This window comes from Paenibacillus sp. UNC451MF, from assembly GCF_000686845.1.
Lineage (GTDB): Bacteria > Bacillota > Bacilli > Paenibacillales > NBRC-103111 > Paenibacillus_S.
Genome location: NZ_JMLS01000009.1, coordinates 103,095 through 119,700, shown reverse-complemented (window position 1 = coordinate 119,700; position 16,606 = coordinate 103,095). Strand labels below are relative to the sequence as shown.

17 protein-coding genes are annotated in these 16,606 nt (G+C 46.4%); 9 read left to right on the top strand and 8 right to left on the bottom strand.

Going from position 1 to position 16,606, the window contains the following annotated elements; genetic code table 11:
- Nucleotides 1-35: 35 nt before the first annotated feature.
- On the bottom strand, nucleotides 36-1,280 hold the full coding sequence (ylbJ, locus tag BP97_RS0113070) for a sporulation integral membrane protein YlbJ (protein ID WP_028549501.1): 1,245 nt from the start codon (nucleotides 1,278-1,280) through the stop codon (nucleotides 36-38).
- Nucleotides 1,281-1,811: 531 nt separating this feature from the next.
- On the opposite strand from ylbJ, the gene BP97_RS0113060 reads away from it, so the two are divergent.
- Complete coding sequence (locus BP97_RS0113060) at nucleotides 1,812-2,180, top strand: globin domain-containing protein (RefSeq protein ID WP_036745839.1); 369 nt, start codon at nucleotides 1,812-1,814, stop codon at nucleotides 2,178-2,180.
- A 96-nt stretch (nucleotides 2,181-2,276) separates the two neighbouring features.
- On the top strand, nucleotides 2,277-2,972 hold the full coding sequence (locus tag BP97_RS0113055; RefSeq protein ID WP_028549499.1) for a DUF2225 domain-containing protein: 696 nt from the start codon (nucleotides 2,277-2,279) through the stop codon (nucleotides 2,970-2,972).
- Between the two features lie 66 nt (nucleotides 2,973-3,038).
- On the opposite strand, the gene BP97_RS36150 is transcribed toward BP97_RS0113055, so the two are convergent.
- From BP97_RS36150 to BP97_RS0113040, 3 genes are read right to left on the bottom strand one after another with little or no spacing between them, the layout of a single operon-like run.
- Complete coding sequence (locus BP97_RS36150) at nucleotides 3,039-4,130, bottom strand: diguanylate cyclase (protein WP_051620550.1); 1,092 nt, start codon at nucleotides 4,128-4,130, stop codon at nucleotides 3,039-3,041.
- A gap of 52 nt (nucleotides 4,131-4,182) precedes the next feature.
- Complete coding sequence (locus BP97_RS0113045) at nucleotides 4,183-4,422, bottom strand: hypothetical protein (protein WP_028549498.1); 240 nt, start codon at nucleotides 4,420-4,422, stop codon at nucleotides 4,183-4,185.
- A 4-nt stretch (nucleotides 4,423-4,426) separates the two neighbouring features.
- Nucleotides 4,427-4,606, bottom strand: coding sequence for a YycC family protein (locus tag BP97_RS0113040; protein WP_028549497.1), 180 nt, complete (start codon nucleotides 4,604-4,606; stop codon nucleotides 4,427-4,429).
- 158 nt (nucleotides 4,607-4,764) lie between these two features.
- Between BP97_RS0113040 and BP97_RS0113035 the strand changes: the two genes are divergently transcribed.
- The gene (locus BP97_RS0113035) at nucleotides 4,765-6,552 is read left to right on the top strand and encodes a M3 family oligoendopeptidase (protein ID WP_028549496.1); all 1,788 of its coding nucleotides are present in this window, start codon (nucleotides 4,765-4,767) and stop codon (nucleotides 6,550-6,552) included.
- A gap of 109 nt (nucleotides 6,553-6,661) precedes the next feature.
- Here BP97_RS0113035 and BP97_RS0113030 read toward each other — a convergent pair whose 3' ends face one another.
- Entirely contained in the window at nucleotides 6,662-7,921 is a 1,260-nt protein-coding gene (locus BP97_RS0113030; protein ID WP_028549495.1) for a methyl-accepting chemotaxis protein, read from the bottom strand.
- A gap of 223 nt (nucleotides 7,922-8,144) precedes the next feature.
- On the opposite strand from BP97_RS0113030, the gene BP97_RS0113025 reads away from it, so the two are divergent.
- Entirely contained in the window at nucleotides 8,145-8,537 is a 393-nt protein-coding gene (locus BP97_RS0113025; protein WP_028549494.1) for a VOC family protein, read from the top strand.
- A gap of 211 nt (nucleotides 8,538-8,748) precedes the next feature.
- Entirely contained in the window at nucleotides 8,749-9,129 is a 381-nt protein-coding gene (locus tag BP97_RS0113020; protein ID WP_028549493.1) for a hypothetical protein, read from the top strand.
- Nucleotides 9,130-9,356: 227 nt separating this feature from the next.
- On the opposite strand, the gene BP97_RS0113015 is transcribed toward BP97_RS0113020, so the two are convergent.
- Nucleotides 9,357-9,584, bottom strand: a complete 228-nt coding sequence (locus BP97_RS0113015) for an alpha/beta-type small acid-soluble spore protein (protein ID WP_028549492.1) — start codon at nucleotides 9,582-9,584, stop codon at nucleotides 9,357-9,359.
- Nucleotides 9,585-9,772: 188 nt separating this feature from the next.
- Here BP97_RS0113015 and BP97_RS0113010 point away from each other — a divergent pair, with 188 nt between their 5' ends.
- Complete coding sequence (locus BP97_RS0113010; RefSeq protein ID WP_028549491.1) at nucleotides 9,773-10,252, top strand: hypothetical protein; 480 nt, start codon at nucleotides 9,773-9,775, stop codon at nucleotides 10,250-10,252.
- Nucleotides 10,253-10,335: 83 nt separating this feature from the next.
- On the opposite strand, the gene BP97_RS36145 is transcribed toward BP97_RS0113010, so the two are convergent.
- Nucleotides 10,336-11,181 carry a helix-turn-helix domain-containing protein gene (locus tag BP97_RS36145; RefSeq protein ID WP_197035459.1) on the bottom strand — a complete coding sequence of 282 codons (846 nt, stop codon included), beginning with the start codon at nucleotides 11,179-11,181 and terminating at the stop codon, nucleotides 10,336-10,338.
- A 111-nt stretch (nucleotides 11,182-11,292) separates the two neighbouring features.
- Here BP97_RS36145 and BP97_RS0113000 point away from each other — a divergent pair, with 111 nt between their 5' ends.
- The 3 genes from BP97_RS0113000 to BP97_RS0112990 all read left to right on the top strand — a co-directional run bounded on the left by BP97_RS0113000 (nucleotide 11,293) and on the right by BP97_RS0112990 (nucleotide 15,666).
- Nucleotides 11,293-12,600, top strand: coding sequence for an ABC transporter substrate-binding protein (locus BP97_RS0113000; protein WP_028549490.1), 1,308 nt, complete (start codon nucleotides 11,293-11,295; stop codon nucleotides 12,598-12,600).
- A 195-nt stretch (nucleotides 12,601-12,795) separates the two neighbouring features.
- Nucleotides 12,796-14,652 (top strand): rhamnogalacturonan lyase, encoded by a 1,857-nt coding sequence (locus tag BP97_RS0112995; protein WP_442952363.1) that lies wholly within the window; start codon nucleotides 12,796-12,798, stop codon nucleotides 14,650-14,652.
- Nucleotides 14,653-14,832: 180 nt separating this feature from the next.
- Complete coding sequence (locus BP97_RS0112990) at nucleotides 14,833-15,666, top strand: alkaline phosphatase family protein (protein WP_028549488.1); 834 nt, start codon at nucleotides 14,833-14,835, stop codon at nucleotides 15,664-15,666.
- A gap of 82 nt (nucleotides 15,667-15,748) precedes the next feature.
- Here BP97_RS0112990 and BP97_RS0112985 read toward each other — a convergent pair whose 3' ends face one another.
- Nucleotides 15,749-16,534 (bottom strand): AraC family transcriptional regulator, encoded by a 786-nt coding sequence (locus BP97_RS0112985; RefSeq protein ID WP_028549487.1) that lies wholly within the window; start codon nucleotides 16,532-16,534, stop codon nucleotides 15,749-15,751.
- Nucleotides 16,535-16,606 lie beyond the last annotated feature (72 nt).

Sequence of the window (16,606 nt, the reverse complement as noted above, 5' to 3'; positions counted from 1 at the left end):
TACGTCTTACGTCTTTAGACGGTCTTATTATCTAGTTAGATGAATCTCTTCATACATTGTTTAAACACATAGTGTAGGAGGAATAACACGGCAATGAAAATAATCGTACAGGTAAAAGTAAGCATTCCCCAGGGCAGTGTATACCGCCATAAAGTGGTCAAGGGCGACGTAACGTCGATTGCAGGTACAAATGCAGACAAGGTGCTTCGGGTGGACTGCATTGGCTCCCACAGAAGGAAGACGGCAATGAAAGCCATAAGACCATGAGCCAAACGAGATAAGCAAAAAGGAATATATCTTAAATCCGTACGATGCAGCAGACTGATGATTTGAGCGTGTACCGACAACCCTGCCCAGGATAACACGAAGGCTGCGATAGCGACCTTATATACCAGCGGGATTTGAGCGCCGGCCCCTCCGGCAGCCTTAGCTCCCAGCGTTACTTCAAAAAAACCGTTCGCAACTGCTTGGGAGAGCGCCAACGGGACGTCAAACTGTTGAAGCACCGCATTAATCCCTATGTAGAAAATGTTCATGATATGCGCAGAAGCAAGCACTTCCATGACGGCGGAGAAGAAGACAACCAACCCACCCACGACAAAAATTAGCAGCAACGAGGAAGAAATGGCCTGGCGCAGCATCTCGCCCAAGGGACGTCCGTCCTTCATTCTTGCGTCATGCATGGCATTAAAGGCACGAATCCAAATAGGCTGTGATGAAGTAGTAACTGGAATTAAAGCGGATGGCAATGCAGTTGCTGTCTGTCTCCTGCCGTGGTAGCGCATGACCAATCCAATCAGCATCGCCGTTCCATAATGGGCAGCTGCAAGAATGCCTGCCAAGCTTGCATCATGAAAAAATCCTATCGACACGGCACCGATCAAAAAAATCGGGTCGGATGAAGTAGTGATGGCCACGAGCCGCTCGCCTTCCTCGCGGTTCACGAGCTTTTGATCCCACAGCTGCGCGGTGAGCTTGGCTCCTATTGGGTAGCCGGCCGCAAAGCCCATAGCAACGACGAAGCCTCCGATGCCAGGAATTTTAAATACAGGGCGCATCAATGGATCGAGCAGCATGCCGAAGAAGTGAACAATGCCAATTCCAAGCAATATCTCAGAAATGACAAAAAAAGGGAATAAGGCCGGGAATAAAACGTCCCACCAGATAGACAAGCCTTTGATGGATGCTCGGAACACCTCAGCCGGAAACAGAAGCATGAGGAACATGAGGCTTAGGATCAGCAGCGAGATCAAGGTGAGCGAGCTGTATTTTTTTAACATGGGGTGATCCTCCTAAGAGTTTTTGCGCCAGCAAAAACTGGCATCGTAAGCGTCCACTGAGATTTTGCGGCCGTAATAAACGGCATCGAAAGTAAGTGCTTGAGTTTTACGCCAGCAAAGTGTACAACCATCATTTACTTATATGAAACAATTGGGTGAGACATGCCTCCGATGCCTTGTGGACAAACTGTCAGAAAAATATGATATTTTGCTGTAGAATTGCTGAATTTAAAGAACAGGTATGGTACAATAGTACCAATATGAGAATAGGAGTTGGTCAAATGACAGGTGTGATTGCTGGAATTCTCGTATGTGCGTTCGTATATGTCATTAGGGAAACCTTAATGACCTCCGGTGAAGAGGATTTGGAAAGTTAATGCCCTCGGATATTGCGGTTTCTTCTAAGGTCTGGATGCTAATCGCGCATGCATTAGCATCTTTTTTTGTTTCATAAAGGGAATAATTGAAATAAATACACTTCACAAAGAGCAGGTGAGAAGACGAGTGTCCGATCAGCAGGAAGCGCAGAGCATGACGCCCTATGAGGCACTGGGAGGGGCAGAGACGTTTCGTCGCATCGTGGAGGCGTTTTACCCTTTGGTACAGGCGCATCCGTTAATAGGGCCGTTATTTCCGGACAATATCGATCCGGTTATGGAGAAGCAATATATGTTTTTGAGCCAGTTTTTTGGCGGACCTTCATTATATTCGGACGTGCACGGCCACCCGATGATGCGTGCCCGCCATATGCCCTTCGAGATTACTTCTAAGCACGCGGATGCTTGGTTGGGCTGCATGAAGGAAGCATTAACCCAGGTAGGGCTTGCACCGGAGCTTCAAGTATTTGTGCTGGAGCGTCTGAAGGGGCCGGCATATCATTTTATTAACCGTAACATATAATTCAGAGGGTTCGATTTGAGCCTTAACCTGCGGATGGTTGACAGCCATTCGTTCATTGCGGCGTTGGACAAACTACATGACAAAGGAAGTGGGCTTGTGGTCGAGCCTTTATTTCAGGTGAAGGTGGATTGCGCATACTGCGAAACCTCCTTTCAGACTTCAAGAGTAAGGCCGAGCTTCAAGAAAGCGAAGCAGACGGATACTGATTTTTGCATTCATTATAAAGACATTAATCCTGATTTTTATGTCGTTCGAGTATGTCCGTCTTGCGGATATGCAAGCACAGAGAACACTTCCACCCAATTTTTGCCCTCACAAAGAGAGCTATTCAAAACTAAAGTAGCACAGCAATGGGTGATGAAGGACTATGGTGTGGAACGCAGTTGGGATGATGCGCTGTATACGTACAAGCTGGCTCTGCTGTGTGCCCAGCTAAAAAACGAGAAGGGCCGCATCATCGCAGGCTTGCTGCACCATATTGCCTGGCTGTATCGTTATAAGCAGGATACGGAGCAGGAAAACCGCTTTTTGCAGTTTGCGCTTGACGCCTACACAGGTGTATTCGAAACGGAGGGCGCTGAGATTAACAATGCCCGGCTTATGTATTTAATGGGGGATTTGAACCGCCGTCTCAAAAAATATAACGAAGCGGTCAAATGGTTCGGCAGGGTCATCAACGATAAGCGGATTATGGATGCGGCAATGATCAGGGCTTCGCGGGAGCAATGGGCTGCTACTCGTGAGGAGATGCTTGTGGAGAGATTGGAGCTGCCTCAGGAAATGATGGAGTAAGACTGGCTAAACCTACATACGTATAACAAATAACGCATAATGCTCATTCATTGGTTGAAGGATGCATTATGCGTTATTTACTGCCAGGCCAGTTTCAGATGTGAAGAATGTGTAACGGTTTTTCCCTGTATTCTTAGAGATGTATAGCGCTTCATCTGCTTCAGAAATCATGCGCAGAAGATCATCCTTATTGCTGCCAGAGATAGAGATACCAATGGAGATCGTCGTAGGTGAAGAACACGTTCCTTGATAGAGATGCTCTTCAACCGCACTGCACAGCCTCTGAGCATATTGTTCTAGCTGAGAGATGTCGACCGTATGGCTCATGATAATAAATTCTTCTCCACCATATCGGGCAGCATAATCTCTCTCGTCTATCAGGGAACGTAACAGTTGGCCGATGTCGCGCAGCAGCTTGTCTCCTTGCAAATGGCCGAACGTGTCGTTGTAGCGCTTGAAATTATCAATATCGATCATCATGATGGATAGCGGCCGTTGCTGGAATGTATTTCGAGCAATGGTCATAAAACTTCGCAAATTAGGAAGCCCCGTAAGGCCGTCCTGATTCGCAAGAAGTTCAAAACGCCGCTGCAAGATCATCGACCGGTTATCATCATTGTACATCACTATAAGAACCATAATAGCGAGTATCGAAATGACGAGCATAATCATATGAGAGAGAATGAGGCCGGCTGTCATCTCATACCGCAAATACACATGGATACCGAGTCGGATAGCGGCTAAAATTACACAGATCTTAATCCCGTCCTGAAAAGGGATCATTGCATAACCATTGTCATGCTCTTTCTTGTAATACAGGGAGCTGACCACAGCAGGAAGTACTAGATCCTGCATAATGCGCACAATCCCCAAGGGTTCTCCGATATGAAAAATATACAATGAAGGCAAAATGGCTGAAAGCAAGGAGACAGCTGAGCCAAACCTCAAACCGGCCATTATGATCGGTGCAAATCGTAAGTCCGTTAACAAGCTATCGTTTGGAAAAGGCTTAAGCATCATAATAATGCAGGCAATTCCTGTTAATAAGGAAGCGATGAGCAGCGTATGACGTTCCATGAAAAGCCGATTTTTTAATTTTAATGCCACATAGCTTAAAGCAATCAAGGTGCAGGCGTGCGTAAAGGAAATATAGTACATGCGTCTTATTCCACTCCTGATCAGAGTCAGCAACCGCTGCACGAACCTTCAGTTAGCGTTTGTTTCTTAAAGGCTGATTGGCAAGCAAATAATCTTGGTCGGCATCCACAATGGTTATTTTGTTATGACAGCAGTTGAATACAAGCAGCTTCTTGGCTCCCTCGCTAATCTCAAGCAAATCCTTTTTCTTGAATGGAAGTAGTACGTTAGACTTATTGCAGAAAGGGCATTCATGAACGTAAATGTCCTGCTGGATCTGCTCGTAGGGCCATGTGTTTTGAAAAGGAATCATCAGCTTATGGCTCCTGCTTGGAGCTGTCGGCATCTGTTTTATCACTGCTGGAAGCGCTTTTAGCAAGCTCGGCCAGCTTTTGCAATAAAATATGCTGAGGCATGTGCATGAGATGTTCTAAAGGAACATTGAGTTGTTTGGCCAGCTTTTGTGCTGTTTCGGGCGAGATCTGTAATGGTTTCATGTTGTCGTTCACTCCTGTCAATAGATCTATAGTCACCATTTAAACACACCCGTGATAACAATTCAACCAAAATATGGTGGATTTGCTATTTTGGGTTCCGCATTTTTTATGGTTTAATTAGTATTGTACTTAATTTTTAGGAAAGGTGCGATGTTTGCATGAAAACACCATTGCAGCAGACATGGAACTTGGAGCGGTTTTTCCCGGGCGGAAGCGGTTCCTCGGCGTTTCATGCTTTTTTGGAAGCACTTGAAAAAGATTTGAAGTCCTTATCTGCAATTCTAGATGAGCTGCGAGCGCCTCAAGCTGCGGATATCTCCGTGTTGATGCCTCCACTCCATTTGCTTCAATCGATTTTGAAAAAAATTAGGGAAGCGGACTCATTCGTTGGTTGTCTTGCAGCTGAGAATCAGGCGGATAAAAAGTCGATCATTCTCGCTGGACGCATCAAGACGCTATCGGCCACCTACGCAAGTGAGTTGACCCGATTCGATCAAATATTAACGGAAATTCATGATGAAGTATGGGAGAAGCTGATGGCGAGTCCAGAGCTTCAGAATGTTGCTTTTCCTTTAACGGAACGCCGAGCACAAGCGGCAGACAAACTGCCTCCCGAGCAGGAAGCTTTAGTAAATGATCTGGCCATTGATGGTTATCATGGCTGGGGAGAAGCTTATAATACGACTGTGAGCAAATTCCGCGTCCCTTGGGAAGAGAACGGAGAAACGAAGGAATTGTCTGCGGGGCAAGCAGCCAATCGGATGCACAGTGCAGACCGTTCCGTTCGTCAGCGATTGTTCGAGCTGTGGGAGAAGCAATGGGGAGAGCACGCTGATTATTGCGCCGATGCGTTGAACCATTTGGCTGGCTTCCGATTAAAGCTCTATGAACGCCGTGGATGGGATACGATACATAAGGAGCCGCTAGCGATTAACCGGATGTCCAAGGAAACGCTTGATTCCATGTGGGGAGTTATTGAACGAAGCAAAGGGATCTTCGTACAATACTTGGAGCGCAAGGCTAAGCTGCTTGGGATTGAGAAGCTGAGTTGGTATGACGTTGATGCTCCTGTCGGAGAAGGCAGCAAGCATTTCAGTTACGACGAAGGAGCTCAGCTGATCGTAGATCAATTCCGACGTTTCAGCCCGAAGATGGCCGATTTTGCTATTATGGCGTTTGAGAAGGGCTGGATCGAAGCGGAGGATCGCCCAGGCAAAAGACCCGGCGGGTTCTGCACCTCGTTTCCGATAGCGCAAGAAACGCGTATCTTCATGACGTACGCAGGTACTGCTTCGAATGTGGCAACGCTCGCCCACGAGCTGGGCCATGGGTATCATCAGCATGTCATGAATGATCTTCCTGCCTTGGCACAGGAATATGCGATGAATGTAGCCGAAACAGCTTCAACCTTTGCCGAAATGGTAGTTGCAGATGCGGCCGTCAAAGGCGCTGCGAACGAAGAAGAAAGGCTTACGCTGCTCGAAGACAAAATCCAGCGCTCCGTAGCCTTCTATATGAATATTCACGCTAGGTTCTTGTTTGAAACGCGGTTCTATGAAGAGCGTGCCAAAGGAATCGTTAGTGTGGATCGGCTCAATGAGCTGATGGTGGAGGCTCAGAAGGAAGGATACAGTCATGCTCTTGATGAGTATCATCCGCATTTCTGGGCTTCGAAGCTGCATTTTTACATCACGGAAGTACCGTTCTACAATTTCCCTTATACGTTCGGGTACATGTTCAGCTCCGGTATTTACGCAGAGGCACTGCGGCAAGGTGAAGCCTTCGAGGATAAATATATTGCGATGCTTCGCGATACCGGCAGTATGACGGTTGAAGAGCTTGCGCAAAAGCATTTGGGTGTGGATCTGCGTCAGCCTGATTTTTGGCAGCGGGCAATGGATTTGTCTGTAGAAGATGTTAAAGCTTTTATGAGCTTAACGGAATAAGCTTAAGGGACGCCTGCAAGAGCGAAGAGATAAGCTTGCAGCCGTATAAAGAAAGCCGGGGTGACATGCACCCCGGCCTTCCTATCCCCTGTGGGGGATCAATATGTATTTATAATTTAAATACCTGCATGGTTTGCTGCAAGCGTGTGACCAGCTTGGTCATCTGCTCGGACTGCTCTACAATGACTTGTACTTCGTTAATTTGATCATTCATGGACGCAGATACCTCCTGGGTACCGGCAGCGGACTGTTGGGTTATTGCAGAGATGCTTTCCATTGTAGCGGAAATGCGTTGAGCGCTGTCGAGCATCTGCTCGCTTTCGCGGGCAAAGGCAGCGATTTGCTCTGAGATAAATTTGACGCTATGTACGATTTCGGCGAATACGGTCTCTGTCTCCAGAATCAGTTGAGTCTGCTGCTGGACAATTTGCTCGTTCTCGGCCATATGAGTGAGCGCCTGTCGAATGCCATTCTCGATGCCTTTTACAAGCTGAAATACTTCCTTGGTGGACGTTGTTGATTCTTCTGCGAGCTTGCGCACTTCTTGGGCTACTACGGCAAAGCCTTTTCCGTGTTCCCCTGCGCGTGCAGCTTCTATGGAAGCATTCAAGGAGAGGAGATTGGTTTGCTCGGCGATATCAGAGATCGTCCTGGTCATTTGAGAGATGCCATTGGCTTGTTGGGCAAGCAAATCGATCGTTTGCGAAACATTAGCCGTAGCAGTAACATTGCGTTTCATGCCTTCGCTTTGGGTTTCGACGGATTGCATTCCTTTTTCAACAAGAGAAAGCATTTGTCCTGAATGGGAATCCATCTCTTTAGTGGAGGTAGTGTAGGTGGTGACTTTTTGCTCGATGTCCTTGGTGGCTACGGAAATACCTGAAATTTCTTCTGATATTTGGTTAGCGCCGGATGCTAGCTCATTAGAAGAAATGGCGACCTGCTCTAGCACCGTTTTTAAGTTTTCGTTCTTTAAGAAAATATCACGGCTAGAATCGAAGACATGCTTCGACATATTACCGGTATCCTGCAGAATTTCGCGGAGTTTGTCCATCATCTTGTTGAAGGCGGTACCCAGTTCCCCAAGGGCATCGTCGGATTGAACGTGAATTTTCTGGGAAAAGTCTCCTTTGGATACGTTCAAGGCTACCCGCGAAATTGTATTAACCGGCTCTGTAAGCGTTCTCTCAAACCAGCTTATAAAAGGAAAGGTCAGCCCGATCATTAAGACGAGAAACGAAATGCCCGCAATGAGATGCTCCGAATTTTGAAGGATCATAATAAGTAAAGCGATGGAATAAATGGTAACCAGTGTGTAGCAGCCGAACTGCAGTTTCTTTTTAAACGACAAGCTTTGTATCCAGTTCATCAGCATGTCCCCTTCAGGAATGGAATGTTAAAATCTTACTATGATGCATTATATCACCCAAAAGTACCATGGTCTATAGAATTTGTCCTAGTGGTTTTCTGAAAAATAGGGTATATGGAACGAGAGAAAAGCGATCTGAAAATACCCATTATTGGAAATATGCCAAAAGTCACAATATCGGGATTTATTGATGTTATTTTCAATTATCGAGGAGGAATAAAGATTGATAACTATCGAAGGTATTCATCATGTCAGTATTTGCGTGAGGGATTTGGAACGGGCAAAGACATTTTATAAGGACATTATCGGGCTTCAAGAAATTGAACGACCGCCATTTGACTTTCCTGGTGCTTGGTATGCATTAGGCCCAGATGGTCAGCAGCTGCATCTCATCGTACATAACGGAGAGACCTTGAGAGAGGGAGACATTCATACGCGCGACGGTCATTTTGCGATCCGTGTCAGCAGCTATACAGAAACCATCGAATGGTTGAAGCATAAGGAGATTCCGCATGAAGCAAGACCTTATCCGAAAGCTGGATTTCCACAGATTTACGTGCTGGATCCCGATCGGAATATGATTGAATTGAATGCAGCAGTTTGTGACCTGACATAAAAAAGATCCGTTGAGAATCACAAGAAAACAGGCAATCGCCGCTGGGTGGTTGTCTGTTTGTGTAGTATTTTGTAGAATCATGGGAAGTTTTTAGAAAATTGTAATTTATTGTTGATTAACGCATAATATTTACATATAATAGGGCTACAGCCCTAGAAAAACATACAGTTATTGGAAGTATACTACATACGAACTAGATAGGAGGATATTAATGATTTTAGAAAATGTGCCTTTAGCCAGACAGCTGGACTTTGTATTCCGTGAGATTAGGGAGGAGCTGGCTCATCTGACTTCGGGGACGGTGTTCGTGCAAATCCGCAACAATGTTATTGGTAAATTCGGGGTAAGGGCATTTCCCGTGGAAAGTAAGGGGAATCATTTGGAAGTTATGGACTCAGGCTTGTCTGAGGTACATGTGCAATCGTTTCGTCAAACGGCAGTGGAGTGTCTGAAGCTGAAAAGATGGACGCATGGGGAAATATTGTTCGAATTCGCAATGAAAAAGAATACGCTGTGCACGAGTGTAGCTTTTGAATCCAACTACAATATGGCAAGCATATTTGCAGACGCAGACAAGAAGAGAAAAATTTAATTATTTTATGTATGATGTATATTACAAAAAACCGATGTCCCAGTATTCGTTTGTGCACTTATTCCTTTAACATTTATTATTTCATTTGATCTTATTAGCTTCATACAATCGGTTTCCCTGCTGGCTGATGTCGTCGGCGGGGTTTTTCACGTTGAAAAACAGGAGTAAAACATAAAAGGGGCAGCTCTGTTTGGAGTCGCCCCTTGCGTAAGTATGGAGTTGAATCATTATCTTGTAAACTTGCCTGCCAATTGCTGTTCAGCGATTTGAACAAGACGACGAGTGATGTGGCCACCGATTGCACCAGTGTCACGAGTTGCCATGAAACCATAGTAACCGTCTTGAGGAATTTGAATTCCCAATTCTTGTGCCACTTCATACTTCAGTTGATCCAAAGCTTGAGAAGCTTGAGGTACCACTAAAGCATTGCTGCTGCGGGATTGTCCTTGTGCCATTGTAATCACCTCCGTTCACTAGGTAGTATGTACCAAAAGTAAAATTATACGCATAAAATAATTGGAAATTAATAGCAAATAAAGTCGACCGACAGGCTTCTTCTATACAAGTGTTTGTCGTTTTTTTATAATGAGGAGACAGGCGGCAAACGTTGGCATGTATTGGGTCGGCGAGAGGAGAGAGGCAAATGTTTGCATTGACATATACAGGATGGTCTTGGGATTCGGATTTGCAAATTATTCAAGCGGATGTCTTGCTGGAAATTGACGGGGAAGTCATTATAGATGAACCACTGTGCGTGGATGTCGGTCTGCCGGCTTTGCTGCTCAGCACTAAATCCGATGTGGAGCCCAATCGTTGGTCTGCTCCAGACTTGTGGCAGCGTATTCCATTTTTTTGCTGCGGCTGCGGCGACCCGGAATGCAGAGCCTATTCTTTTCGTGTTAAGCATTTGGAGAATGGGATGCTGGAATTAACGGAATTGGAGGAGCGGGAGCAAGGACCTTCTAAGGAGATCGGCACTTACCTGGTATCTGCTGATTCGTATAAAGCTCAAGTCGTAGCGATTGCTAGGACGTATTTGGATTTCGTTGAGGGCTTGGATTATCTCCCTTATTTTGCAGATACGGTTAAAGTGATCCGAGAGCTGCTGGCAGCCGAGCAGTAATCTAAGGAGTATAGAAAAGGCGGCATCCCTCTTACCTGACAGAGGATCGGTGAGATGAATGCGGTCGTCATGTTGACGGAGGTCTACGTAGACTGAATCGATTTTATCTTTCTTCTGAAGGTAGCCGGCGGACAGCCGTAGAAAGAAGAGAATTGGCGCGTAAAATAAAACGGGTTGTTGAATCCTACCTCTGCTGCGATCTCCGCAATGGACAGGGGAGTGAGTTCCAACCTTTTTTTTGCATGCTGCAAACGGATTTTAATGAGCATTTCCATAACGGACTCGCCCGTCTGCTTCTTGAATAAATGGGCGAAACGAGAAGGGGACAAATTGACATGGGAGGCTAACGAAGCTACCGTAAAAGGCTTGTAGTATTGTTCGTACAATAAATCGAGCGTTTCTTGGATCCTCGGATCCATTTTTTGCAGCTTAACCGCACGACTGCCCGCGATGAGGAGGAGCACTTCTTCCAAGGCGTTGAATGCAAGTCGCTCTGAGTAAGGTCCTTTGTCGAAATTGTAATGTACCAGACTGGAGAAAGCGGACGAGAGCCGCATGTTCATAAGCCCCGTATCAAGCCGCGCCCATTTGATACCCTTGATAGCCTCAGGCAGCTGCAGCAGCGGCATCCACTCTTCCCGGGGGATAAAATGGCACCAGTAGAACTGCCAGATCTCATTTTCGGCTGTAGCATAATAATGAGGCGTCCCCGGCGTAATAATGCTGATTTCCCCCTCAACGGACTCTCGCGACTCACTTCCATTATGAAAGATCCCTTTTCCTGAGCATGTATACGTTAAGTAAAAGTCCTCAGTCCCCTTGGACCTTGTGACCTTGTAGCCGTACGGCTGCTTGTATCGATCCGCAATCAAAATTCCAGGTATGGTAGTCAAATTCTCATTAGCAGTATCGTGCAAAAAGCTAGCCATATCCATCATTCCCCCCCTTTTACGTGTATATTATAATGAACTCAAAAGCAAATCAATATATTCAAAAAAAAACGGGTGAAAAATGTATCCGTTTACAAGGGGAGTGCCGATATGTCTGGAAATAAGATGTTTCTAATGCTTGTCATAGCAGCGGTAGCCACTTCGATTACGGCATGCAGCGCAGGAAAAGAAGAAAATAAATCCACTGATGCTGCAGTGAAACCTAAGTCGAATGAACCTGTAGAGCTCGTTGTGGTGTCCACCAGTGGTGATTCGGAGGATAGCTTCAACGAACGTTTTGGAAACGCTATCAAAACCAAATTTCCCAAATATACCATTAAATATATTCCATCTAAGAAAGAGTACGGGATTAAAGAAATGCTGGTGGCGGGGCAGCAAATGGACATTTATTTTGACTCCATCAGCTTTTTGACGGGCGGACTTATCGGCAACGGATTGCAGTTTGATATGAGTGATTTAATTAAACAGACCAAGCTCGACTTAAGCAGGATGGAGCCAAGCACGGTGGATGCGATGAAACAGCTCTCCGGCGGCAAAATGTACGGGATTCCCGTATTTAACAACAATGTTGTGATGTACTACAACAAGGATATTTTCGATAAGTCCGGTGTCCCTTATCCGAAGGATGGTATGACTTGGCCGGAATTTACCGATTTGATGAAGAAGCTTGTCCGTAACGACGGCAACAAGCAGATTGCGGGCTACGCTTCTTCGGGGACACACGTATTCCGGATGAACCAACTGTCTCTGCCTTACGTGGATGAGAAGACGGGGAAAGCGACCATCAATAACGAGCAGTGGAGCAAGTTTATCGATACGGCGTTTCTGCAGCCTCAGATTGCCGGGGGCTGGAATGATTTTGTCAAAGCGACCAACAAGTCGCCTTATACGAATGAATTTTTCAAAACGTATGAGGTCGCTACTTTCGCACTCTTGTCCTCGAGTATTTTTATTGATAAAAATTTTGAAACGATGAACTGGGACATGGTCTCGCTGCCAACATTTCCTGATTTACCGGGTGTAGGGTCGCAGCCATATCCAACCTATTTCAGCGTGACGACGAACAGTCAGCATAAAAATGAAGCCATGGACGTTATTAACTACTTGGCTTCTGAAGAAGTTCAAACGAAGCTGTCCAAGATGGGGGTAATGCCTGCCACCAAAAAAGAGGAGATTAAGAAACTGTTCGGGTCGGAAAGTAAATTTAAGGATAAAAATCTAAAGGCGATTTTTTACAATAAGTTTGCCCCGATCCCCTATAAATCGATCTACGACTTGTCCCTCGAATCTCCTTACACCCAAGCGGTCGGCAACGCGCTTAACGGTGATATGAATACGGCGTTACGGAAGGCGGAAGAGGAGGCTAACAAACGAATTCAGGATGCAAAAGCAAAATAAATGAAGTTCGCTGTCATGCAGTGATACTTTACTAGGGGGTGAAATGATGAGCTCGATTAGAGACACTTCCTGATCCATAAAAATGCTTACGAAGTAAGTTTTCTTACGAAAACTCTTAGTTAACGCTTACGAAGTAAGTTTTCCTTCAGAAAACTCTTAGGAGGTAAACAAATGCTAAAAAAAGTGAAACGAAAGATGAAAAAATCCGGTACAGTGCTGCTAGGCTGCGTGCTTGCAAGCTCGTTCCTGCTTCCACTGCAATCGTTCGTAAGTCCAGAGCAAGCTTCTGCCGCAGGTGTTGCAAGACAAATGGAAAAGCTGGACAGGGGCTTGGTTGCGGTGAAGACGGGAACTGGTGTGTTCGTAAGCTGGCGCTTGCTCGGTACGGAAGCCAGCAGCATTTCATTTAACTTATATCGAAACGGAACCAAGCTCAACAGCTCTCCTATCACCACAAGCACGAATTATCAAGATACAGGAGGAACGACCAGTTCAACCTACTACGTCCGTGCAGTTGTGGGAGGAGTGGAGCAGACAGCTTCATCTACGGTAAGCGTGTGGGGGAACAACTATTTGAATGTGCCTTTGCAGAAGCCTGCAGGCGGCACAAGTCCGGACGGAACAGCGTACACCTACAGCGCCAATGATGCAACGGCGGCCGATTTGGACGGGGACGGACAGTATGAAATTATTTTGAAGTGGGACCCCTCCAATTCGAAGGATAATTCGCAGGACGGTTATACGGGTGAAGTATTCGTCGATGCTTACAAATTGAACGGAACCCGTCTGTGGAGAATCAGCATGGGCAAAAACATCCGTGCGGGGGCGCACTACACCCAAATGATGGCATATGATCTGGATGGGGACGGTAAAGCCGAGATCGCTATGAAAACTGCAGACGGTACCAAGGATGGAACCGGAGTCGTTATCGGCAGTTCAACAGCGGATTATCGCAACTCAACTGGACGTGTGCTGTCCGGTCCCGAATATTTGACGATTTTCCAAGGAACGAACGGCAAAGCGCTCATTACAACCAATTACGAGCCTCCTCGCGGTACTGTTAACGATTGGGGAGACAATTACGGTAACCGGGTTGACCGTTTCCTGGCCTGCATTGCTTACCTGGACGGTCAAAAGCCGAGCTTGGTCATGGCTCGCGGGTATTACACTCGCACAGTGCTCGTTGCGTATAATTGGAGGGGCGGACAGCTGACGAAGCTGTGGACCTTCGATTCGAACACCTCTGGCAATTCCGCTTATGCGGGCCAAGGCAACCATAACTTAAGCGTCGCGGATGTCGATGGAGATGGCAAGGATGAAATCATTTACGGTGCTATGGCTCTTGATGATAACGGAGGCAAGCTGTATTCTACTGGTTTGGGCCATGGAGATGCTATGCATTTGGGCGATCTCGATCCAAATCGTCCTGGCTTGGAAGTGTTCCAGGTGCATGAGAATGCTTCAGCTGCTTACGGGCTAGAGTATCGCGATGCCAAAACAGGACAGACGATCTGGGGTGTCAATGCAGGTAAAGATGTAGGAAGAGGGATGTCCGCCGATATCGACCCTCGCTATCCGGGTGAAGAAGTATGGGCTAACGGAGGCCTGTATACGAGCACGGGTACCAAAATCGGCACGACGCTTCCTTCTTCCACGAACTTCGGTATTTGGTGGGATGGAGACGTACAGCGTGAGCTGCTTGACGACATCCGAATTGATAAGTGGAACTATTCTAACTCCACTACTTCGAACTTGTTGACTGCATCGGGAACGGCCTCCAACAACGGCACGAAAGCGACACCAACGCTCCAGGCCGACCTTCTGGGTGATTGGCGCGAGGAAGTGGTGTGGAGAACGACGGACAGCACCGCGCTGCGGATTTATACTACAACGGATGTAACCAGCACCCGTTTGTATACCCTGATGCATGATCCGGTGTACCGATTGGGCGTAGCGTGGCAAAATGTAGGCTATAATCAGCCTCCGCATACCAGCTATTTCCTTGGCAACGGCATGAGCACACCGGCGCAACCGAATATGTATACTCCATAGATTTAATATAAGTGCGAATTCGGCGATGACAACGCTGGATTCGTGCTTTTTCTTTTTCCGTGAGTGTATAAGTGTATTTGTTTGTGTTTTGTTGTATTTTGTGTTGACTAATTGTAATTTCCTTATACAATAAAAGAGCAGGTAGCTTTGGAAAAAACTATCAGGTTAGGGGAGAGGAACATGGGGGAGCAAAATTCGAATCCAATCAAAAGGGTTATTGTGATCGGTTGGGATGGTGCCGGAAGCTTTGTTCAGCATACTTCGACGCCTTATTTGGATCAATGGATGAAGCGGGGAGCTTCGACTGTTAGGGCGCAGACCGTATCACCGACGATTAGCGCACAATGCTGGGGATCGCTGCTCCATGGAGTGAGTCCGGATAAGCATATGCTGGATAATGATAAAGCGGCCGTTCAGCGGTATCCCGATGATTCGCCGTATCCTTCATTTTTCAAATTGGCGCGTGAAGCTTATCCAAGTCGTAAATTAGCAGCCTTCACATGCTGGAAGCCGATTATGGACGGAATCATCGAAGAAGGCATCGGAGTACATAAAGTGTCTGTGCCGGATGCAGAGCTGGGAGAGGCAGTGGCTGATTATATAAAGAACAACCAAGATTTATATTTGCTGTTCGTGCAGTTTGATTATCCGGATTATGCCGGACATAAGTTTGGCTACGGTACGCCGGATTATCTGGAGGCTATTACGGAAACAGATCGGTTTAGCGGTAAAATTTTCGATGCTATGGAAGAAGCCGGTTGGCTAGAGGATAGTCTCGTTATTATTACGACAGACCATGGAGGAGGGGGCGTGAACCCCAAAGGGCACGGCAGCGATGAACCCCTGGATAAGACGGTATTCTGGACCTGTGCGGGACCTGGTATTAAGGCGGGCTCGGAAGTTCCCGAAGAGCTGGGTCTTATGGATACGGCAGCTGTTGCTTGCCGGGCGATGGGCATAAAGCCGCCTCATGCATGGGAAGCCAAGGTTCCAGAGGGCTGGTTTAATAATTGATTGTTAGAAGGTAATACAAAAAAATCACGATGGAGGCTCATACAGCTTCATCGTGATTTTTTTTGGGGAGGCTGGTATCTTATTAACGAAACGATTTCTCTAGCTTGCGGAAATGGGACGGAGATAGCCCAAAATTACTTTTGAACACGCGATGAAAGTAAGTGTAGCTTCCGAAGCCGCAGCTTTCAGCGATGCTTTCCATAGTCATTCCTGTATGTCTCATGCGGTCTAGTGCAGTAGTCAGCCGATATTCAAGGGCATACTCAACCATGGTTTTACCATAGCATTCTTTAAAAAAATGTGATGCGCGCGAAATGCTTAAACACGCATGTCGGGCAACTTCCTCTACTTTGAAGGGATGATGAGCGTGTTCTTCAATGTACTGCTTCATTTTCAGAGCTGTTACGGCTCGACTGTATGAGGCGCTGGTGTCCGTTACAGCCCGATCGACGGATAAGCAGAGGACCCGAAGCAAATAATCGGTCAATTCTTGATTTTCTTCCGTTAGGCGGCGTGTTTCCTTAATAATTTGTCTCCAGGGATGCAAGATCGATTCACCGATTTTTATACGGGACTTTATCGGTTTAGGATAGCGGTTCCACCATTCATCCATCCAGTTTCCTTGACAGAACATGTAGTAATCTCCGCTTCCTGTTGTTACATCCACCTGGAGCTGATAGGAAGTACCCGGGTTTAGCAGGATAAGGTCTCCAGGCTCGATTTTTACCTCTTGGCCCTCAATTTCTGCTGTACTTGTCCCTTCCGTCTGCAGCCGCAGTAAATAGCTGTCCAAACCGAATCTTTTATCCCCTCGCCTGACCTTCTTTAAATGATAAGAATACCCGCATAAAAGAACTGTTTTTTCCATTGTCTCCTCCATGAATGAAATGACACAATAGTTCATGTTTTAATTATATTGCTCATTCAAATGTTAAGCAAT